Annotated in this window: 20 protein-coding genes and 1 tRNA gene; 10 read left to right on the top strand and 11 right to left on the bottom strand. The window is 63.8% G+C overall.

Translation table 11 applies throughout. From position 1 onward, the window contains the following. Window positions 1-325: 325 nt before the first annotated feature. The 5 genes from FIU89_RS16810 to FIU89_RS16790 form a co-directional block, all read right to left on the bottom strand. Window positions 326-538: a hypothetical protein gene (locus FIU89_RS16810; protein ID WP_254701716.1), complete on the bottom strand. Its 213-nt coding sequence runs from the start codon at window positions 536-538 to the stop codon at window positions 326-328. A gap of 96 nt (window positions 539-634) precedes the next feature. Then, window positions 635-1,267 carry an NADPH-dependent F420 reductase gene (locus FIU89_RS16805; protein ID WP_152493652.1) on the bottom strand — a complete coding sequence of 211 codons (633 nt, stop codon included), beginning with the start codon at window positions 1,265-1,267 and terminating at the stop codon, window positions 635-637. Between the two features lie 24 nt (window positions 1,268-1,291). After that, window positions 1,292-2,053 (bottom strand): carboxymuconolactone decarboxylase family protein, encoded by a 762-nt coding sequence (locus tag FIU89_RS16800; protein ID WP_152493651.1) that lies wholly within the window; start codon window positions 2,051-2,053, stop codon window positions 1,292-1,294. A 109-nt stretch (window positions 2,054-2,162) separates the two neighbouring features. Then, entirely contained in the window at window positions 2,163-3,092 is a 930-nt protein-coding gene (locus tag FIU89_RS16795; protein WP_254701715.1) for a LysR family transcriptional regulator, read from the bottom strand. Between the two features lie 90 nt (window positions 3,093-3,182). After that, the gene (locus FIU89_RS16790) at window positions 3,183-3,647 is read right to left on the bottom strand and encodes a cupin domain-containing protein (protein ID WP_152493649.1); all 465 of its coding nucleotides are present in this window, start codon (window positions 3,645-3,647) and stop codon (window positions 3,183-3,185) included. Window positions 3,648-3,910: 263 nt separating this feature from the next. On the opposite strand from FIU89_RS16790, the gene FIU89_RS16785 reads away from it, so the two are divergent. Both FIU89_RS16785 and FIU89_RS16780 read left to right on the top strand, forming a co-directional pair. Beyond that, on the top strand, window positions 3,911-4,366 hold the full coding sequence (locus FIU89_RS16785) for a cyclophilin-like fold protein (RefSeq protein WP_254701714.1): 456 nt from the start codon (window positions 3,911-3,913) through the stop codon (window positions 4,364-4,366). Window positions 4,367-4,455: 89 nt separating this feature from the next. Beyond that, complete coding sequence (locus tag FIU89_RS16780) at window positions 4,456-5,202, top strand: SDR family oxidoreductase (RefSeq protein ID WP_152493648.1); 747 nt, start codon at window positions 4,456-4,458, stop codon at window positions 5,200-5,202. Window positions 5,203-5,537: 335 nt separating this feature from the next. Here FIU89_RS16780 and FIU89_RS16775 read toward each other — a convergent pair whose 3' ends face one another. Further along, window positions 5,538-7,208, bottom strand: a complete 1,671-nt coding sequence (locus tag FIU89_RS16775) for a triacylglycerol lipase (RefSeq protein ID WP_152493647.1) — start codon at window positions 7,206-7,208, stop codon at window positions 5,538-5,540. A 407-nt stretch (window positions 7,209-7,615) separates the two neighbouring features. On the opposite strand from FIU89_RS16775, the gene FIU89_RS16770 reads away from it, so the two are divergent. The 5 genes from FIU89_RS16770 to FIU89_RS16750 all read left to right on the top strand — a co-directional run bounded on the left by FIU89_RS16770 (window position 7,616) and on the right by FIU89_RS16750 (window position 12,072). Then, window positions 7,616-7,689: transfer RNA gene (locus FIU89_RS16770), tRNA-Gly, on the top strand. Window positions 7,690-7,794: 105 nt separating this feature from the next. Beyond that, window positions 7,795-9,591: an ABC transporter transmembrane domain-containing protein gene (locus FIU89_RS16765; protein WP_152493646.1), complete on the top strand. Its 1,797-nt coding sequence runs from the start codon at window positions 7,795-7,797 to the stop codon at window positions 9,589-9,591. Between the two features lie 120 nt (window positions 9,592-9,711). After that, the gene (locus tag FIU89_RS16760; protein ID WP_254701713.1) at window positions 9,712-10,698 is read left to right on the top strand and encodes an NAD(P)H-binding protein; all 987 of its coding nucleotides are present in this window, start codon (window positions 9,712-9,714) and stop codon (window positions 10,696-10,698) included. A 59-nt stretch (window positions 10,699-10,757) separates the two neighbouring features. Next, the gene (era, locus tag FIU89_RS16755) at window positions 10,758-11,666 is read left to right on the top strand and encodes a GTPase Era (protein ID WP_152493645.1); all 909 of its coding nucleotides are present in this window, start codon (window positions 10,758-10,760) and stop codon (window positions 11,664-11,666) included. A gap of 73 nt (window positions 11,667-11,739) precedes the next feature. Next, window positions 11,740-12,072 (top strand): DUF1491 family protein, encoded by a 333-nt coding sequence (locus FIU89_RS16750; RefSeq protein WP_152493644.1) that lies wholly within the window; start codon window positions 11,740-11,742, stop codon window positions 12,070-12,072. A 248-nt stretch (window positions 12,073-12,320) separates the two neighbouring features. Here FIU89_RS16750 and FIU89_RS16745 read toward each other — a convergent pair whose 3' ends face one another. Then, window positions 12,321-12,695 (bottom strand): glyoxalase/bleomycin resistance/extradiol dioxygenase family protein, encoded by a 375-nt coding sequence (locus FIU89_RS16745; protein ID WP_152493643.1) that lies wholly within the window; start codon window positions 12,693-12,695, stop codon window positions 12,321-12,323. Between the two features lie 5 nt (window positions 12,696-12,700). Beyond that, window positions 12,701-15,760, bottom strand: coding sequence for a VWA domain-containing protein (locus FIU89_RS16740; protein ID WP_152493642.1), 3,060 nt, complete (start codon window positions 15,758-15,760; stop codon window positions 12,701-12,703). 154 nt (window positions 15,761-15,914) lie between these two features. On the opposite strand from FIU89_RS16740, the gene recO reads away from it, so the two are divergent. Further along, window positions 15,915-16,649, top strand: coding sequence for a DNA repair protein RecO (recO, locus tag FIU89_RS16735; RefSeq protein WP_152493641.1), 735 nt, complete (start codon window positions 15,915-15,917; stop codon window positions 16,647-16,649). Window positions 16,650-17,074: 425 nt separating this feature from the next. Here the strand turns inward: recO and FIU89_RS16730 are convergent, their stop codons facing one another. Continuing rightward, entirely contained in the window at window positions 17,075-18,073 is a 999-nt protein-coding gene (locus FIU89_RS16730) for an LLM class flavin-dependent oxidoreductase (protein ID WP_152493640.1), read from the bottom strand. A 132-nt stretch (window positions 18,074-18,205) separates the two neighbouring features. Between FIU89_RS16730 and FIU89_RS16725 the strand changes: the two genes are divergently transcribed. Beyond that, entirely contained in the window at window positions 18,206-18,499 is a 294-nt protein-coding gene (locus tag FIU89_RS16725) for a DUF1330 domain-containing protein (protein WP_172978146.1), read from the top strand. A 150-nt stretch (window positions 18,500-18,649) separates the two neighbouring features. Here FIU89_RS16725 and FIU89_RS16720 read toward each other — a convergent pair whose 3' ends face one another. Continuing rightward, a complete protein-coding gene (locus tag FIU89_RS16720) occupies window positions 18,650-19,042 on the bottom strand; it encodes an META domain-containing protein (protein ID WP_152493638.1) in 393 nt (130 codons plus the stop codon). Further along, window positions 19,042-19,578 (bottom strand): TetR/AcrR family transcriptional regulator, encoded by a 537-nt coding sequence (locus FIU89_RS16715; protein ID WP_152493637.1) that lies wholly within the window; start codon window positions 19,576-19,578, stop codon window positions 19,042-19,044. The genes FIU89_RS16720 and FIU89_RS16715 overlap by 1 nt, the downstream gene beginning before the upstream one ends. Before the next feature lie 168 nt (window positions 19,579-19,746). On the opposite strand from FIU89_RS16715, the gene phnC reads away from it, so the two are divergent. After that, window positions 19,747-20,541: a phosphonate ABC transporter ATP-binding protein gene (phnC, locus tag FIU89_RS16710; RefSeq protein ID WP_152494562.1), complete on the top strand. Its 795-nt coding sequence runs from the start codon at window positions 19,747-19,749 to the stop codon at window positions 20,539-20,541. The last annotated feature ends 54 nt before the right edge of the window (window positions 20,542-20,595 follow it).

Below are 20,595 nucleotides of genomic sequence, written 5' to 3'. Positions count from 1 at the left end.
CTTAAAGAATTGGGCGGGGAGCGGACCTTCGCTGCATCAATGTTCAACGTCCGCTTTGGCGAAATCTTCAATCCAGTGTGTCGGTTGGAGCATTGATATTGCCGGACGTTCGTCTGATAGGGGAACCATGATAGCCGAGTAGGCAGGGTGTGAAACGCGAAACATTTTCAGACATGCCGCAACGGCTGATCTAGGTCACAGTCGGCGAGTTAATTCCAACCTCAAAGCCCAAGCGTCTTGACCACATGCGCGGGGCCCACGGGCCGGATGCGCGTCGGGTTCAGTGCCTTGATATAATAGTAGCCGCGCGTGATATGGTCCATGTTCACGGTCTCGCGCACGCCTGGGATATCCAGCATCCGCTGCAGAAGAGCCGACAGGCGTGGGTAGTCCGCGAACTGGCGAAGCCGGATTTGTAGACGCCGTTGTTCAGCTTGTCGTAGATCACGGCGTTCAGCGTGTCGATCTCTGCGGCCAGGTCCTGCGGGTAGAAGCGCAGATCGGACGGTATCATTTCGCCGAAGGCGGTGTCGAACATTCGCAGGTCCGGGACGGTGTAGTTCTCAATGGATCGTAGCGAATGTCATCCGGGCTGGATGTCCATGCGTTCCGGCCAAAGCCCGTGCCGTCGATCTCAGAGCTTGGTGAAGCGATAGGTCAACGCCGGGCCGCCCGCTTGGGCGTAAGCCAGTTCCGCCGTCACCATGGCAAAAGGCTCAGCGAACCTCGCAGTTCGCAAAGAGCCCGCCTCAAGCGGCTCAAATCCCGCGTCGCGGATCAGCTTTTGGGCGATCTTCTTGGCCGAGGCATCGTCACCATAGGTCAGGACCTGAGGTGCCGGACTTTGCCCTTTGCCGGAAAGAACCGGCCTGAAGGCCTCGGACGGCACCGTGTTGAAACACGACACCCACCGCGCAGCGGGCCGCAGGCGCGCCAGTTCCTCCGCGCCCGAGGTCGTCGTGCCAAGAACCAATTCGGAATTCGCCTCGTTCAACGGCACGCAGCAGTTCAGCACGACCTTTCCCTCCAACGCCCCCGCCTGCTCCAGGACGTCCGGGATGCGCGACCAGTGCACGGCAAGCAGGAGGACATCGGCATAGCGCACCGCCTCGTCCACCCGCCCGGCCAGCGCGCCGTATTGGCGCGCCAGCATATTCAGTTTGGACGTGTTTCGGGCATAGGAAAAAATCACGTCATGCCCGCACGCGGCCCAGACACGGCCCAGTTGCGATCCCATCAGGCCAGAGCCGAGGATACCGATTTTCATGGGTCTTTTCTCCGCTGACGGGCCTTACTCGGACCGGTTCTCGAACACGTCCTTGGCCACCGGCATGGCGGAAAAGACCTTGGGCCAGCCGGAGTAGTAGGCCAGATGCGACAGCATCGCGCCCGCCTCGTCCTGGGTCAGGCCGTTATCCATGGCGCGGTTGAGGTGAAACGTCATCTGTTCCGCCTGACCCGCTGCGATCAGCGCGGCAACGGTCACAAGGCTGCGGTCGCGCGGCTCCAGCGCAGGACGGCGCCAGAGGTCGAGGAACAGCAGCTGCTCGGTATCGTCAACGACACCTTGGCTCACGCTGCCATAGGTGCCTTGCACGAACTCCTGGCGGCTCGCCTCAGCTTCCTCGTCATAGCCCAGCAACTCGGGGTCCACTGCCGGAAGGTCCTCGGCGGTGATGCCGCGCGCCTCGAAAACCGGCGCGGCAGCCGTTGCGGCAGCGGTCGCATCGCCCCAGCCGGTGTAAAAGGCCAGATGCGTGATCGTCTCGGAAATCTCGGCCGCGGTGACGCCCGCGTCCAGCGCCAGCGCCACGTGATCGGACAAGGCGCCCGTGTCTTGCCGTGTCATCAGCGCGGCAAATGTGACAAGCGCGCGGTCGCGGTGCGACATTGCCTCGTCCGTCCAGACTTCGCTGAAAAGCGAATTGTTAGAATAAGCCTCAAGCGCCGGGGCGACCTTGCCCACGGCATCGGGCAGGGTCTGCGTGGCGTCCTGGGCCACGGCGGCGCTGGTCATGAGGCCGAGCGCGGAAACTGTCAGGAAGGTCTTCATCGGGGGATCTCCTTGGTTCGCTGTGATCTCCGCCCTCATATGGTGCGATTGACCTAGGCCTTAATGGCCGGGATGCTCAAACCATTCATGATCCCTTCTCATCAATCGCTCAGCCCTTTTCGCGGAGTGCATCCAGCACGACACCAAACGCCGAAGAGGGCCGCTGGCGGCTGGGGTAATAGAGGTGGAACCCGGGGAAATAAGGGCAATAACCCTCCAGACACAGGCGCAGTGCCCCGCTGTCCAGATGGGCCTGCGCCAGCCGCTCGGGTACAAGGGCCAGCCCATGCCCGTCCTTCGCCGCCCGCAGCACCGGGTTGATCGTGTTGAAAATCGCCTGCCCCTGCACCTTGACCCGGATTTCGGTGCCGTCCTCGTCTTCGAACTCCCACGCGTAAAGCGCACCATGATTGGTGAGACGCAGGTTTATGCACTGGTGTCCGGTCAGGTCTTGCGGCACGTCGGGCGTGCCCGCCACATGGAAATACCCCGGCGCGCCGACGCACACCATCCGTTCCTCCGGGCCGATGCGCATCGCGATCATGCCATCGCTCACTTGGTCGCCATATCGCACGCCCGCATCGCACTGGCTTTCGGCCAGATCGGTATAGCCATAGTCCATCACGAACTCGACCTTCACGTCTGGGTATTCCTTCAACACCGGAGACAGCTTGGGCCAAAGCAGGGACTCGATGGCATACTCCACCCCTACGATACGCACCGTCCCAGACGGCGCGCCCTGAGAGTCGTTTAGCGCATGAAGACGCGCCTCGATCTTTTCCAGACAAGGGTTCAGAGTGGCGAGCAGGTCCTCACCCTCCAGCGTCGGCGCGACAGAGCGCGTCGTGCGCGTCAGAAGCCGCAGACCAAGGCGCTGCTCCAGCCCCTTGATCGTATGGCTGAGCGCAGATTGCGACACGTTGAGCCGTGCTGCGGCCCGGGTAAAGCTGCGCTCTTCGGCCACGGCGGCCAGCGCGATAAGGTCCTGGATATTCTCTCGAAGCATGAGGGCGCCTTGGATCTGCGGATCGATGATCACGTCGGTTGCCCCTCAGAATATATGTCGAATTTTCATGTGTCGAAGAATTATGCCGCCCCGCCGAATGAATGGGCGGAGCGGCAAGAGTCGCTACTCGGCCCCGTATTCGGCGTCGGTCACATGCTCGCCCCAGACGACGTTCTCACCGTCGGCGAACTGCTGCACCGCGATATGCGTGACAGCCGTGCTGTCCGTCGCGCCATGCCAATGCTCGACTTCCGGCGGACACCAGACCACGTCGCCGGCCTGCATGACGTGGCGCTCCTGACCGCGTTCCTGTACCCAGCCGGTGCCCTCGGTCACGATGAGCATCTGGCCCGCCGGATGCGTGTGCCAGGCCGACCGTGCGCCGGGCAAGAAGGTCACTTTGCCCGCGTTCACGGCAAAGGGCTCGTTGGCGGGGAAAACCGGCTCGATATAGGCGGTGCCGGTGAAGAGATCGGTATCGCCGATAAAGCCCTCTTGATCGCTCGCGCGAGTGATTTCCATGGATTGCGCGAAGGCGCCGGGCGCGGCCAGCCCCAGAGCAAGTGTGGGTCCCAGAATTCGTGTCATGTCGAAAAATCTCCTTTTGGCTGCGTTTATGGGTCGGTCACCGCGACCGTCCCGACATGAACGGCTACCTAAAGCGCGTGATGGCCCGTATCATGGGCGGCATTCGGCAAGCGGACATGAGGAGGGTTCATGAATGATTGCCCTCATCACTCGGCGAACAATGTCACCCATTCATGAGGCGCCTTCATGAGAGGTAGAGATTCAGCGGGGATTATCCCGCGCCGCCATCGGCGTATATCCCCCTCAAAACCAAGGGGACGACCATGATCGGATCAACCACGAACATTGCCCGGCTGGCCATCGCGGCCCTGACGATCAGCCTTGCCCCCGCCGCAGAGGCAACCGACCAAGGAAAGGAGGCCGCCATGACCGAAATCAGAGTGATCGTCGGGGAAAAGACCCTGACAGCCACGCTCGACACGACGCCGGTGACACAGGATTTTGCGGCGCTTCTGCCTCTCGACCTGACGCTGAGCGATTACCACGGGATTGAGAAAGTCGCCGATCTGCCGCGCAAGCTGGACACCAGCGGTGTTCCGGACAGCTATGAGCCCAAGGCCGGTGACATCACGCTTTATGCGCCTTGGGGCAATCTGGCGATCTTCTACAAGCCATTCCAGCGCTCGCGTGGCCTTGTGCGGCTTGGCGCCTTTGACGGGCCGATCGACGTGCTTGTCCGCGACGGAGATTTCCCTGTCCGCATCGAGCTGGCGGACTAGGCCCCCCTGAACCTCAACCCACCCACATCTGGCAGGGCTTTCACAGCCTGTCCGCCCCAAACCTGCATCCAAAACGAAAAGGACACATCATGACCGACAACATCACAGGCAAAGTCATCGTCATCACCGGCGCCTCCTCGGGCATGGGCGAGGTCACGGCCCGCGACCTGGCCGCCAAAGGCGCGAAACTTGCCCTTGGCGCGCGCCGCAAGGACCGGCTCGACAGCATCGTCAAAGACATCACCGACGCGGGCGGCGAGGCCGTCGCGATGGAAACCGACGTGACCAAGCTCGACGACGTGCGGGCGCTCGTCACCAAGGCCAAGGACACTTTCGGCCGCGTCGACGTCATCTTCAACAACGCGGGTCTCATGCCGCTCTCGCCCCTCGAAAGCCTGCGGATCGACGAGTGGGACCAGATGATCGACGTGAACATGAAGGGCACACTTTACGGCATTGCCGCCGTGCTGCCGATCTTCAAAGAGCAGAAATCTGGCCAGGTCATCAACGTGTCCTCGGTCTATGGCCATATCACCGTGGCGTCCGGCGCGGTCTATTGCGCCACGAAGCACGCCGTGCGCTCGCTTTCCGAAGGGTTGCGGCAGGAGGTCAAGGATTACAACGTGCGCGTCACCGTGATCTCGCCGGGCGCAGTGGATACAGAGCTTACACAGCATATCACCGAGCCTGAACTTGGCGACAACGTGCGCGACTTCGTCAAGGAGATCGCCGTGCCCGCCAGCACGATGGCTGACATGGTGTCTTTTGCCGTGTCCCAACCGGAAAACGTCGACGTGAACGAGATCCTGTTCCGTCCGACCGTGCAGCCTGTGTAATTTCGAGTACTGCCGGCGCCGCTGAAATGGCGGCGCTGAAACCTCGCCCCCTATGCCGAGGCATCAATGCCAATGTCCAAGTGGTATCCGATATTCTAGAAGACTTCTTGTCGTGTATGTCGCAGATCCGAATTAGGAACACGATAGCCAACTTGTAAAAAGCACAGCACAGGCAAGGTTGCTGCCTGTCCCAACATGCCATAATTTTAGACTTCGCCGCGTCATGGACTCACTCCAGTCGTTCGCCGGGCTGACCGTTAAGGTCCGCTTCGGGCCGCGAGTTTCAGCTTTACACCCCGTAGATTGCCTAAGGATCGTGAAAGCAAGCCACTTCGTTAGTTCACGGGGAGGTCAATGCCTCCAATCCGAACAATAGTGTCATCACCACTCTCAATGAACTCGATGTCCGGTGCGGATCCTCCAGTACAGATGTTGATTTCGTCTTCAAGACCAAAAGCTCTCATAACCTCTCTCGCTGTGTTCTTCATACCGTCTAACTGCGAAAAGTACTCAAAATGTTCGCAGTCAAACTTGCGGACAGTTGGGTTGGGCGCAGCCTCCGCAGAGGAACGTGGCACGACGATGTCGTTCGGAGATCCAACTATCTGGTCTATTCCGATCCTAACAGCTTTGGTAATCAGACTACGTATTCCCCACCCGGAAATCTGTGGCGCAGCTCCGGATACAGCCCAGGTGCTAAGCGAACCATATTTGTTCTCACGGTCTTCAAGATCTTCGAGAAAAGTCGACACCAGATTTCCAACAGGCTGAAGATCGTCTATGCCTTCAATGCGCCTGACGTGTTTCAGGTAGCAGAACAGCATGTCGAGAGCGATCAACTGGTCAGACTGACCTTTGAGCAGTAAGTAGGATCCCTCATATCTCCCTGGCAACTGCGCCAGTTTCGCTCCAGTGTGTGGAGTGCCAAATGTAGCAAAAATCTTAATCCTGTCGTTCCATCCATTTCCACGGAAAAGCAGATGTTGAATGGCCCGGCGCGTTACAAGCCCACCGCGCGAATGGGCGATAAGAGCGAGTTTGGTGTCCGATGCTTCAAAGCGATCATGTAGGGCGTCGGCCAGCGCTTGTCCGCTTTTATCTATTCCGCAGAACGTATCATGCGGAAAACCGATGTGACCAACCTTGTCAAACACTGATTCCACACATCTTCGGTCTAGTGCCCCGTCGGTATAAAGATTGATACGCAACGACGACCAAGCGTCGCGGAATCCATCGAAACTCCCGGCATCTGTCGAGAAGAGTCCGTGAACATAGACTAAAGCCATGGAGTGCTTGTCTGGGTTAAATGTCTGGACTGCGTTCGGATGGTCGAGGCGATCTAGCGGCATGGCTCCATGTCCATGTTTGAAAGCGCGACTTCGCAGTTCATTTACGTACCAGTTCGCTGCTTCGTTTGCGGAGGTGAAATTTGGCCGGACCCAGCCGTAACCTGCGAGCATCCATTTGCTAGCGGTATAAAGACCTTTCAATTTCAGGAGCGCGATGGAAAGCGACCCGTGGTCTAAAATGAGCATTGGCAGTTCATCATGCGCAGCAACGCGGCACGGGCGATCATCATTCTCTGGTTGCCAGGCAAACACAATTCCAACGCTGGTGTCGCTGAAGGTTGGATATTCCATCAAAGAGGCGAGCCCCTCGCAACCGGAAACAAGGGTTTCGAGCGGTGTAAGATCGCGCTGTGGCTCGAGTGTGTCCTTCAGAAAAATCTCTATCTGATCTTGATTGATTGGCGGCGGCGGCTCGGAGGGAAACCTGCTAATGATCTCCAGGAACACTGCCTCTTGTTCCTCTATGGAAGATGATGACAATTGCGCAGTCATCGCCGCGTGTGATAACCACTTCACGTCCTGTCGAGTTTCCAGCAACAGCAACTTCGACCCACCAACCCAGATTACTGGGCCCGAGGGATCAACTTCTATCAGACCTTCAGAAGCGAACTCCATGCTTTCAGTTTGAAGCAGTTGTCCATCTTCCAGTGGCCGCATGGATTTCCCCTTCAGCTTTCAAATCGTTTTGTGGTGCGACTTTGAGAGTTTACCATTAGAAAGTTTTCTAAGTGATGCTTAGCAGTGATACGCTAGCATACCAACTTCCAGACTTTCGATTCATGAAACCCGGGCGTGGTTCCATGACAGTGAGTTCGATCAGGTAAGGTTCGTTACTCTTTTGTATTGTGCAGGGCACTTTGAGCGGCAAGCGGAAGAAGTTCGAGTGATCGCTTTGTCGGCAAGCCGGGCGTGCCAGCAACCTTGTGTTTTGCATCGGCAGCAAATGGCGGCTTTGGCGGGCCGCACAGCAGCATGAGCTGCCCACCGGCAACGGCAGGTATGGGCCGTTCTCGACGTGGCACTTGACCCTGCCGTGCGCATGAAATATCCGTCTGAATTGACGAGCGGGCGTTGTGTAATGGTAAGACCCTTGCCTTCCAAGCAAGAGATACGGGTTCGATTCCCGTCGCCCGCTCCAGCTTCTTCCTTCCAGTTCTAGGGGCGATGAAAGACTGCAACGCCCTTGACCCCGGCGTCCCGCGCGGCCATGAGGAGGTCCGGGAAAAATCGCGTTTGGGGATACATGGTACGCAAGGCCGAAAACGGCGCAGACATGATTGAGCGGGCGAAGTCGAAGCGTATGGGCGCCTTGTCGGAGCTCTGGCCGTTCCTGCGTCCGTACCGGCGGCTTTTGACGCTTGCGATACTTGCGCTGGTGATGACGGCCTGTGTTTCGCTGGTGCTGCCCTTGGCGGTCCGGCGCGTGGTCGACAATTTCGGAGCCGAGGACGGCGCGATCCTGGACCAGTATTTCCTTGCGGCTGTCGGTATCGCCGGGCTCTTGGCGATCGGTACGGGCCTGAGATACGCGTTGGTGACGCGGCTGGGCGAACGGGTCGTGGCGGACATGCGCAAGGCGGTGTTCGACAAGGTGATCGGGCTGAGCCCGGCCTTCTATGAACGCACGATGACGGGTGAAATCCTGAGCCGCGTGACGACCGATACCACGCTCATTCTGTCGGTCATCGGGTCGTCCATCTCCATCGCGTTGCGAAACCTGTTGATCTTTGTCGGCGGGCTGGTCCTGATGCTGTTCACCTCGGCCAAGCTGACCGGAATGGTGTTGCTTCTGGTGCCGCTGATCATCGTGCCTATCCTGACCCTGGGGCGAAAACTGCGCAAGCTGAGCCGCGAAAACCAGGACTGGATCGCCGCCAGTTCCGGCAATGCGTCAGAGGCGTTGTTGAACGTGCAGACGGTTCAGGCCTTTACCCATGAGACGGCCAGTCGTGCCGCGTTTTCGGACGTCACGGAGCGCAGTTTCGACGTGGCCCGGCGGCGCATCTGGGTGCGCGCCCTGATGACGGTTATCGTTATTTTCCTCGTTTTTACCGGGATCGTCTGCGTGCTGTGGATCGGTGCCCGGGATGTGCGGGCAGACCAGATGACCGGCGGCACGCTGGTGCAGTTCGTGATCTATTCGGTCATGGTGGCCGGCTCGGTGGCCGCCCTGTCGGAAATCTGGGGAGAACTTCAGCGCGCCGCTGGCGCGACGGAACGCTTGGTCGAATTGCTCCAGGCCGAGGACGAGGTCCAGGACCCGGCGCACCCCGAGGTCTTGCCGCGCCCCGTCAAAGGCCGCATTGCCTTCGAGAATGTCAGCTTCACCTATCCGACGCGCCCCGATGCGCCGGCGCTGCATGAATTGAACCTGGTGATCGAACCGGGCGAGACGGTGGCGCTGGTGGGGCCGTCCGGCGCGGGCAAGACCACGATCATCCAGATGATTCAGCGTTTCTATGATCCGCAAACCGGACGGGTGATGCTGGACGGCGTGGCGCTCGATCAGTTGGCGCGGCCCGACTTTCGGGCGGAGCTGTCACTGGTGCCGCAGGAGCCGGTCATCTTCGCCGCGTCGGCGCGGGACAATATCCGCTTTGGCCGGATTGATGCAGCGGATTCCGAAGTCGAGGCCGCGGCACGAGCGGCGGCGGCGCATGAGTTCATCATGGCGCTGCCGGACGGGTATGACACCTATCTGGGCGAGCGCGGCGTGATGCTGTCCGGTGGCCAGAAACAGCGGGTGGCCATCGCCCGCGCGATCCTGCGGGACGCGCCCGTGTTGCTGCTGGACGAGGCGACCTCGGCGCTGGATGCCGAGAGCGAGCGGGCGGTGCAGCAGGCAGTCGACGGGCTGGCCAAGGACCGCACCACGGTGATCGTGGCGCACCGGCTGGCGACGGTGAAGAAGGCCGACCGGATCATCGTGATGGAACAGGGGCGCATCGTGGCGGAAGGCACCCATGACAGCCTCGTGGCCGAGGGCGGGCTTTATGCCCGGCTGGCGCGGTTGCAGTTCACCGACGGGGCGGCGGCCTAGGGCGCGGCCAAAAGCTTTGAGAAAGCTTTTGGAAAATCCTTTCTCAAAGGATTTGCGGCGGTGCGTTGGTTTCGGATGGGACCTTGTGTAGTCTTTTCAAAACACCAGCGGGTGCCGTTGATGCGCGAGGAGTCAGCCTATCTTTTGCAGCCGTCCGGCGCGACGATGCGTGTTGTCCTGTTGGGGGCAAGCGGCACGATCGGGCGGGCGGTCTTGGAGGTGCTGCTGGCGGATGGTCATGACGTCGTGTGCCCGTTGCGCCGCACCGACCCGGCAGTGCCTGAGCGGGTGCAGTGTGTCATCGGTGACCTGTCGGCGCCCGACCTGCTGGAGGACGCGATGCGCGGGGCCGACGCCGTGGTCAGCTGCCTGGCGTCGCGATCGGGCGCGCCCGGGGATGCCTGGGCTGTCGACCATGGGCTGAACGCGGCGGCCCTGCGGGCGGCAGAGGCGCAGGGCGTCGGGCGGTTCGTCCTGCTGTCGGCGATCTGCGTGCAGAGGCCGGTGCTGGCGTTCCAGAAAGCCAAGCTGGCCTTCGAGGCGGAATTGCAGGCCTCAGACCTGTGCCACGTGATCGTGCGGCCGACGGCGTTTTTCAAATCGCTGTCCGGGCAGATGGACAGGATGCGGGCGGGCAAGCCTTACCTGGCCTTCGGCGACGGCCGCCTGACCGCCTGCAAGCCGATCAGCGACGGCGATCTGGCGCGGTTCATCGCGAACACGCTGACCAACCCGGCCTGCGACAACCGCGTCCTGCCGGTGGGCGGGCCCGGTCCGGCACTGACCCCGGAAGAGCAAGGCCGGTTGCTGGCCGAGTCGCTGGGCGTTCCGTTCCGGATGAAACGGGTGCCGGTGGGTTTGCTCGACGCCATCATTGCCACATTGAGTGTTACCGGGAGGTTAAACAGGCGTGCCCGCGCCAAGGCGGAGCTGGCGCGGATCGGGCGGTACTACGCGACCGAGTCGATGCTGGTCTGGGACGAGGCCCGGCAATGCTATGATGCGGATGCCACGCCGGAATTCGGGCAGGACCGGCTGGAGGCGTTCTATGCAAGGCTTGCGGCGGGTAAAGTCACGGTGGAGCGGGGCGATCATGCGGTGTTCTGAACTGGTCAAGCGCGGATGGATCGGGTAGGGAAAGCCCTTATGACAAAAGGCTTTGCATCATGACCCAACGCGCCGGTTTCATCGCCCTGATCGGGGAGCCCAATGCGGGCAAGTCCACGCTGCTGAACCGAATGGTGGGCGCGAAGGTCAGCATCGTGACGCACAAGGTGCAGACCACGCGGGCGCGCATTCGTGGCGTGGCCATCGAGGGTGACGCGCAGCTTGTTTTCGTGGACACGCCTGGGCTGTTCGCGCCGCGCCGCAGGCTGGACCGGGCGATGGTAGCCGCAGCCTGGAGCGGGGCGGCGGATGCGGACGTGATCGTGCTGCTGATCGAGGCGCATCGGGGCGTGACCGAAGGCGTCGAGAAGATCCTGGACGGGCTGGACGCCTTGCCCAAGGGGCGGCGCGTGGCGCTGGCGATCAACAAGATCGACCGGGTGCCATCCGAGGTTCTGCTGGGGCTGACCAAGAACCTGAACGAACGCTATGAATTTGTTGAGACTTTCATGATTTCCGCCGAGAAGGGGCATGGTGTCGAGGACCTGCGTACATGGCTGGCGGGCGAGGTGCCCGAGGGGCCGTGGCTCTATCCCGAGGACCAGATCGCGGACCTGCCGATGCGGATGATCGCGGCCGAGATGACGCGCGAAAAGCTGACCCTGCGGCTGCACCAGGAACTGCCTTACCAGTTGACCGTCGAGACCGAGAACTGGGAAGAGCGTGAGGACGGATCGGCGCGGATCGACCAGGTGATCTATGTCATGCGGGACGGTCACAAGGGGATCGTCTTGGGCAAAAAAGGCGAGACGATCAAGGCGGTTAGCCAGGCGGCGCGGGCGGAGCTGGAAGAGTTCCTGGGGCGGCGCGTGCATCTTTTCACGCAGGTGAAGGTGCGGCCCAACTGGCTGGAGGAAGCCGAGCGGTATTCCGAGATGGGCCTTGATTTCAAGGACGGGAACGGGTGACGGACCTTGGCAGAGAGGCCCCGGATCGGGGTCCGGGACAGGCCCCAAATCGAAGTCCAGGGCGGCAGGCGCGATGAGCCGGTTGACGGCGGAGTTCTGGGTGCAGGCCTACCTGGCGCGGCTGCGGCTGATGGAAATCCCGGCCTTCGTGGTGGCGCATGGCGATGACACCGGCGGCGCGGTGCTGGTCAAGCTGAACACGCTGGATGGGCAAGCGTCTGTTTTCCAACGGTCTTTCGACCTGTTGAGCGGCGCGCGGACATGGGTCACGCTGGCCGAGGGGGACGAGCGGGACGTCGATCAGGCCGTGGCGAAACAGCGGTCATTCGATCCCGATCTGTGGGTGATCGAGGTGGAGGACCGGCAGGGGCGGCATTTGCTGGACGAGCCTGGCTTGCGGGATTGAGGGCAGGTGGGTTGGCACCCACCCTAGGGGGTCGGACAAAGGTTAACGGGCTCGGATTCGGTGAAAACGGGATGTCGGTATCGCGTCGGTATCCGGGTGGTATTGCGACGGTGCGGTTTCAAAGGGTCCGGCGGGTTAACGGGGCGTGCGCGGTAAAGGGGCGGTTAATGCCCTGGGCGTTGGTCCGGGTGGCCGGCAGGTCCCGGATCAGGTCCGGGAGGGGGACGGCGATGTGACAGCCGGGGGTGCTACGCCTCTTCCTGGCGGGCGATCCACCAGGTCGTGCCGCTGGCATCGCGGACGCCGCCGCGCAGGTCGCCGTCGCCCTTGGATTGCATCGGCTGGATCACCTCGGCCCCCGCCGCCACGGCACGGTCGAAGGCGGCCTCGGCATCGGCGAGGTAGAGGTGCAGGTTTGCAGGCGGACCGTCCGGCATTTCGCCCATCATCACGACGCTGTCGCCGATCCGGCATTCGGCGTGCATGATGCCGCCGCCGCCCTCGCGTTCGATGACGCGGAGGCGGTCGGCGTGGAAGGCGGCGGCGCAGAAGTCGAGCACCGCCGACGCGTCCGGGACGATCAGGTAGGCGGAGACGTCGGGGTAGCCTTGGGGCTTGTGCATGGGTCTTACTCCACGGTGATGACCTTGCGCGCGAGCACTTCCTGACCCGCGACGTCGAGGAAACGCAGTTCGTAGACGCCGGGTTCATTCGGCAGGTCGATCTGCACGCCGGTGGCGCCGTCGGTGATCTTGACGGCCTGAAGCCAGGTGAAGATCGCCTGGTTGCCGCGCGCCAGCGTGATGCGCTGATCGGCGCTGGTGCTGTCCACCTGCCAGGAGACGTCGATGGTGCTGCCCGGCGCGGCGCTGTCGGGGGCGGTGAGGGCGGCGCCGGTGTTGAGGGCGGCGTCTGCGGCCAGCACCTCGACCGTGTGGCGGGCCAGCACGCGGGTGCCTTCGCGCAGGAGGTAGCGCACCTCGTAAAGGCCGGGGTCGGAGGGGGCTTCGAGGGTGGCGGAAGTGGCCTCGCGCACCGAGAGGTAGGTGCCGAACGTGTCATCCGCCGCGCCCATGGGGACGAGGTTGATGTAGTCGTTGGTGGCGACCGTGCCGGACCATTCGACGGCGATATCGTCGCCTGCGCGGATCTGTTCGGGCCCGGTGACCGTGACCTCGGGCGGGGTCAGTTCGATCATCGCGGTGGCCAGAACCTTGGGGCCTTCGCGCATCAGGTAGCGCAGCTCGTACATGCCGGGATCGGCGGGCATGGTCAGCGCCACCTGCGACGCGTCACGCACTACCTGGTAGTTGCCGAACTCGTTTTCGGCCGCGCCGGCGGGGACGACGACGACGTAGTCCTGGGTGTTGACGGTGCCGGTCCACTCGACCGTCACGGAAGAGCCGGTCGCGGCGCTGTCGGGGCCGGAGATCGTGACCTGCGGTTCGGTGACCTCGATCATGGCGGTGGCCATGACCTTGGGGCCTTCGCGCAGGAGGTAGCGCAATTCGTACATGCCGGGATCGGAAGGCGCGGTCAGGTTGACCTCGGACTTGTCGCGGACCTGCTGGTAGCTGCCGAAGGTCGCGGGCTCGGCCCCCACCGGGACGATGGTGACATAGTCCTGGGCGTTCACGGTTCCGGTCCAGGCGACGCTGAACTGCGCGCCGGTCAAGACGGTTTCGGGGCCGGAGACGGTGACCTGAGGCTCAGTGACCTCGATCATCGCGGTGGCCATCACCTTGGGGCCTTCGCGCAGGAGGTAACGCAATTCGTACATGCCGGGATCGGAGGGGGCGACAAGGCGCGTCTCGGTGGCGTCGCGCACGGGCTGGTAGCTGCCGTAGGTGTTGGGCTCGGCGCCCACGGGCACGATGGTCACGTAGTCCTTGGGGTTGACCGTGCCGGTCCAGGAGACGGTGAACTGTGCGCCGGTGGCGACGGTGTCGGGGCCGGAGACGGTGACCTCGGGGTTGGCGACCTCGATGGGAGCGGTGGCCAGCACGCGCGGGCCTTCGCGCAGGACGTAGCGCAACTCGTACATGCCGGGGTCGGAGGGCATGGTGAGCGTCACGGTGTCATCGTCGCGTGTGGGCTGGTAGCTGCCATAGGTGCCGGCATCGGCGCCCGCGGGGGCGATTGTGATGTAGTCCTTGGAATTGACCGTGCCGGTCCAGCTGACTGGGACCTGCGCGCCGGTGACGGCGGTGGCCGGGCCGCTGATCGTGACCTCGGGCGTCAGAAGCTCGATAGTGGCGCGGGCCAGCGTCTTGTTGCCTTCGCGCTGGATGTAGCGGATCTCGAACATCCCCGGATCGGCGGTGGCCAGAAGGAGGCCGGAGCTGTCGTCGCGCACGGGGAAGTAGTTGGTGTAAGTGCCTTCCTCGGCGCCCATGGGGACGATGGTGATGTAGTCCTTGGCGTTGACCGTGCCCGCCCAGCTGACCGGGATTTCGGCGCCGGTGAGGGCTGTTTCAGGGGTTTGGAGTGTGACCTGCGGGTCGGCCACTTCGAGCGGGCGGCTGGCGACGGTGCGGCTGTCGACGTTCAGAATGTAGCGGATCTCGTACATGCCGGGATCGGCGGGGGCGGTGAGGTCGAAGCTGTCGTGTTTGTTGATCGCGCGGTAATTGGCGAGCGTGCCGGCGTCGGCCCCGGCGGGCACGATGGCGATATAGTCGCGCGGGTTTATGGTGGGCGACCAACTGACGGTGACGGGGGCGCCGGTCTGGACGGTGTCGGCGGCTTGCAGGGTGACCTGGGCTGGGGTGATCTCGATGGGGTCGGCGCCGAGGACGGTTTTGGTCTCGGTACTGTAATAGCGGGCCTCGTAGGCGCCGGGCTCGCCGGGCATGGCGAAGGTGACGTCGGTGTTCTGGCCGATGCGGGTGTATTGGCCGAGTTCGGTTTCGGCGGCGCCGGCGGGGGCGACGGCGATATAGTCGGCCTCGGATTGGGTCGGGTTCCAGGTGATGGTGGTGGGGCTGCCGGCGACGGCCGTATCCGGCGCGTCGACGGTGACTTCGGGGGCCTGCGGTTCGGGCTCGGGTTCCGGTGCCGCGACGGCGGTGGCGACGGCGGAAAGGGCCGCGCCCAGTTCGACGGCGTTGGAGGCCTGGATGTACTGCCCGCCGGTTTCCTCGGCGATGCAGGCGAGCGACGCGGTGTCCTCGTCGGCACCCAGGCCGAAGCCCACCACGTGGGCGGTAAAGCCGACGCCGCCTTTTTCCAGCGCGCGGGCCAGTTCGCACGGGTCCCGCTCGCAGCTTTCCAGCCCGTCGGAGATAAGGACCACGGTGGCGGGGCGGTCGGTGTACGAAAGCTGTGTCGCGGCCTGTTCCACGGCGTCGGTCAGGGGGGTCTTGCCGGTGGGGGTGATGGACTTGATGCGGTCCAGGATTTCGCTGCGCTGCGCCGCGCCGGGTTCGACGATGACCTCGATATCGGTGCAATCGCCGCGGGCGCGGTGGCCATACGCCATCAGACCGACGCTGCGGTCGTCGGCCCAGTCGCCCAGCAGGTTGTCGATGACATTGCGGGCGATCTCGATCTTGGCGGTGCCGTCGATCTGGCCCCACATGGAGTTGGAGCCGTCGAAGACGACCATCACGTTGTCATTGGCCAGCGCCGCCGGGGCGGCGAGAAGCGTGGCGGTCAGCGCCACGGCGCGGGCGGTGGAAAATGTCATCGGGTCCCCCTATGCGAAAAATCTATACGGGGGGCAGATAAGCATATCCCGCGCCCCCGGTCATGTCCGGATTTCCAGACCGTGTGTCGGGGCGGGCCTTGGCAGGGTTCAGTATTTGATGTCCTATGGCCGTTCGAAGAGGCGGAGCAGTGTCATGGAATGGCGCGACCAAGGTATTGTACTGGCCAGCCGCCCGCACGGCGAGGCGGCGGCGATCCTGGAGGTGTTCACTCCTTTGAAGGGGCGGCACGCGGGCGTGGTGCGCGGCGGGGCGTCGCGCAAGATGGCGCCGGTGTTGCAGCCCGGCGGACAGGTGGATGTGACGTGGAAGGCGCGGCTGGAGGATCACCTGGGCGCGTTCACGGTGGAGCCGGTGCGCTCGCGCGTCGCCGCGTCGTTGGGGGACCGGGTGGCGCTGGCGGGGCTGAACGCGGTGACGTCCTTGTTGATCTTTTGCCTGCCGGAGCGGGAGGCGCACCGGCGGCTCTATGGCCAGACCGAGGCTTTGTTGGACCTGCTGGGACAGGGGGATGTGTGGCCGCTGGCCTATCTCAAGTGGGAGATGGCGCTGCTCGATGAGATGGGGTTCGGGCTGGACCTGGGCGAATGCGCGGTGAAGGGGCGCGAGGCGAACGACCTGAGCTTCATATCGCCGCGCACGGGGCGGGCGGTGTCGCGGGCGGGCGCGGGGGAATGGGCGGACAAGCTGCTGCCGCTGCCTGCGCCGCTCTTGGGCGAGGGGGAGTGCAGCGATGGCGAGATCCTGGAGGGGCTGGGGGTGACGGGATATTTCTTGATGCACCACTTGGCGCCGGAGATGGGGCACAAGCCGCTGCCCGAGGCGCGGGCGCGGCTGATCCGGCGGCTGGAGCAGGCGGCGGAGGGGTGAGGGGCGGTTGTTCGCGATCGGGTCGCTCATGATCGACAAGAGCGCGTTGGTCTGGTTTTAGCCCAAGTTGACGTCAATCGTAGGGTGGGGTTTCACCCCACACTCCCCGTCGTGGTGGGGTAAAACCCCACCCTACAAGGACTGTGACACGGCAGCTTTGTCCGCGCAGCCGACATTCGTGCCGCCGGCAGCGAATGTACGGTTCGAGTCCGTGAGAGACACTGGCATCGAACCCCCGGCCGGTTAACAGCCGCGCAGCGGCCCGGCCATCGTCAGCCCCTCCCTCGGGCTGGCGATTTGGGGGAGGCTGGGCGCAACGATCCTTCCGAGGATGTGTTTGGCAGGCATGAAGTGCTTCAGAATTGCCGTGGGATCGCCACCCCAGGGGCTGACGGTTGCCTCCGTTGGGAGAGGTGGCTGGGGCATCAGGCGGCGTCGGCGGTGGTCATGTCCTGCAAGATCTCGGCGGCGATGCGGAAGGATTTGACCCGTGCTGCGTGGTCGTGGATCTGGCCGGTCAGGATGATCTCGTCGGGTTGGTAGCGGTCCTTGAGGATGCCAAGCTGGGCGCGGACTGTCGTAGGCGATCCGGTGGCGGAGACGCTCAGGGCGCGGTTGACCGACTCCGTCATCTGCGGGCCGATGGCGGCCTCGATATCCTCGACCGGCTCGGGCAGCTTGCCGGGCTGGCCCGTGCGCAGGCGGGCGAAGGCCTGTTGCATGGAGGTGCGCAGGTAGGCGCCCTCGGCGTCGGTGTCGGCGGCGAAGACGTTTGCCGCCAGCATAAAATACGGACGGTCTAGCTGCGCCGAAGGCTGGAACCGCGTGCGGTAGATTTCCAGCGCCTGGTCGAGCGCGTCGGGTGCGAAATGCGAGGCGAAGGCGTAAGGCAGGCCCAGATGCGCGGCCAGTTGCGCGCCGTAAAGGCTGGAGCCGAGGATCCAGACCGGCACATGGGTGCCCTGGCCGGGATGGGCCGAGACGGGGGCGGCGGGATCGGCATCGGCGAAATAGCCCATGAGTTCGACCACGTCGTCGGGGAATCGGTCGGCCTCGAGCCCGCGCCGCAGGGCGCGCGCCACGGCCATGTCGCCGCCCGGGGCGCGCCCGAGGCCAAGGTCGATGCGGCCGGGATGGATGGTGGCGAGCGTGCCGAACTGCTCGGCGATGGAAAGCGGCGCGTGATTGGGCAGCATGACGCCGCCCGCGCCGATGCGCATGGTCGTCGTCGCCTCGGCGATGTGGCCGATCAGGACAGACGTTGCGGCGCTGGCGATGCCGGGCATGTTGTGATGCTCGGCCAGCCAGTAGCGGTGATAGCCCATCCGCTCGGCCGCGATGGCCAGATCGCGGCTGTTGGCGATGGCGGTCGCGGTGTCGTGGCCTTCGGGCACGGGGGCGAGATCGAGAACGGAACAGCGCATGGTGGGACCTTTCATCTGTTGGAAGTCATCTGGGGGCTGAGGGGCCCGAGAACAACCGTGCGGCGGGCCGGTGGCATTGCGCCGGTCGCGGTCTGCGGCCTAGGATCGGCGGATCGGATGGAGGGCAGGGCCATGGCGGCATACGTGATCGGGCAGATGGAGATCCACAGCCGGGACTGGATGGAGGCGTATTTCGCGAAGATCCCGGAGGTTGTTACCGCGCATGAAGGCCGGTTCCTGGTGCGCGGCGGCAACCCGGAGCGGATGGAGGGTGAGGGTGCGATGCCCGACGCGGCCTTCGTCCTGGAGTTTTCCGACCGGGACCATGCGCGGGCGTTCTGGCACTCGGAAGCGTTCCAGGAGTTGGCAGTGCTGCGGCGGACGGGGTCGGAGCTGAATGCGATCCTGGTCGATGGGCTGGGGTAACCCGCGCGCCCAGATGGCCGACCCTCGCGAGGGAGGGTAGCGGCGGATGCCTCCGGCGGGGATATTTGAAGCCAGAGGAAGAGGGGGATGGCGCGCGGGGGGCGGAACTGCGTGCTTTTTCCGCTATGTGTCCCCCAGCCGCGGCGCGCCTTACTCGGCGGCGCGGAAGATCATCTCGCGGCCTTCGGGGGTGCTGAGGATCAGGGTGGTTTCGGTGACCTCGGCCAGACTCATGGCGGCCAGCGCGTCGAGGAACGCGGTTTCCTGCGCCAGGTCGGGACAGGCGCGGCGGGTGGTGCCGATCTCGGCGGCCTCGAACCACGGGTAAGGTTGCAGCTGCGCGGCGAAGTAGCGGTTGCAGGGCGCTTCGCCGACGATCTTGCCTTCCTGGGGAAAGGTGATGGTGGCGGTCGCGTCGAAGGCGGCGCCGTCGAGTTCCGCGAGTTGCCATGTCCTGTCCGCCGCGCCGTGGCCCGAGAGGGTTTCATCGCCGCTGCAATTCAGCAGCGACACCACCAGGGGCATCGTCAGGAGGCCGCGCATCACCGCAGGGCCAGCACCAGGTCGACCAGTGAGCCGATGGCGCTGATATGGTCCGCGGGGCTGGCATTGCCGAGCGATGTCATGCCGATGGCCGAGGCATAGAGGATGCGCGCCATTTCCGGGTTGTCTATGCCGATGTCGGACAGAAGCGATTGCAGGGCGGCCAGGCGGGCGTCGTCGACGTCGTTGACCGCGGCGCGGGCGAGGTCGTCGGAATTGGCCCAGGCGCGCAGGGCGGGTTCGGTCGCATCCGGCGCGGCAAACGCCTGGGCGAGATTGCGCAGGCGGGCCACCTCGGTGCTGCCGTCGTTCATCAGGTCGGGCAGGCGGGCGATGCTGTCGTCGCGCCACGCGGCCAGCAGGGCCTGGTGATAGGCCGGCACGTCGCGAAAGTGCCAGTAGAACGAGCCCTTGGACACACCCAGCCGTACCGCCAGCGGTTCGGCCTTGAGCGCGGTGGGGCCCAGTTCGGACAGCGCATCGAGCCCGGCGGTAAGCCAGTCGCTGGATTTCAGACGTGTGGATGCGCGTGTCATGGTTTCGGGATACGCCCGCGCAGGGCGCAATGCAAGCGTTCCGCCGCAATGCAGCATGGGCGCGCGAAGTGTCGCGGGCCGGCCTGCGTTACAAAAGTTTTACCGCAGCGTCACAGAAGCTTCTGAAACCCTGCGTAGGTGTGCGCCGAACGACCGGGGGACATGAGCGTGCTTGAGATTACCAAGCTGACGAAGGTTTTTGGCCAGCACAAGGCCGTGGACAACATCACGTTCAGCGTGGAGAAACCCGCCATGATCGGCATTATCGGCCGGTCGGGGGCAGGCAAGTCGACCTTGCTGCGGATGCTGAACCGGCTGACCGATGCCAGCAATGGCAGCATCGTGTTTGAAGGGCGCGACGTAACCGCGCTGAAAGGTGCCCAGAAGCGCGCGTGGCAGTCGGACTGCGCGATGATTTTCCAGCAGTTCAACCTGGTGCCGCGCATGGACGTGGTTTCGAACGTGCTGCACGGCACGCTCAATCGTCGGTCGACTTTTGCCACCATGTTCAACCTCTACCCGCAGGCCGATATCTATCGCGCCATCGCCATCCTGGACCGGTTGGGTATTGCCGAGCACGCGCCGAAGCGGGCCGAGGCGCTGTCGGGCGGCCAGCAGCAGCGCGTCGCCATCGCGCGGGCGCTGATGCAGGAGCCCAAGATCGTGCTGGCCGACGAGCCGATTGCCAGCCTCGACCCGATGAACGCGCAGCTGGTGATGGACGACCTGCGCCGCATCCACGAAGAGGACGGCCGCACTGTGGTGGCCAACCTGCACACGCTGGATACGGCCCGCAAATACTGTGACCGGGTGATCGGGATGCGGGACGGGCGGATGGTGTTCGATGGCACGCCCGAGCAGCTGACCACCGGCGTGGCGCGCGACATCTACGGCGCCGACGCAGGCTTTTCCGAGGCTGCGACCTCGACCGCGATCGAGACGCCGGAGCGCGAGATCGCCTGACCCTACGACCTGAAATTCATCTGCACGCCGGTCACGGGGGCCGGTGGCAACAAA

This window comes from Roseovarius sp. THAF27, assembly GCF_009363655.1.
GTDB lineage: Bacteria > Pseudomonadota > Alphaproteobacteria > Rhodobacterales > Rhodobacteraceae > Roseovarius.
This window is presented reverse-complemented; position numbering and strand designations above follow the sequence as displayed.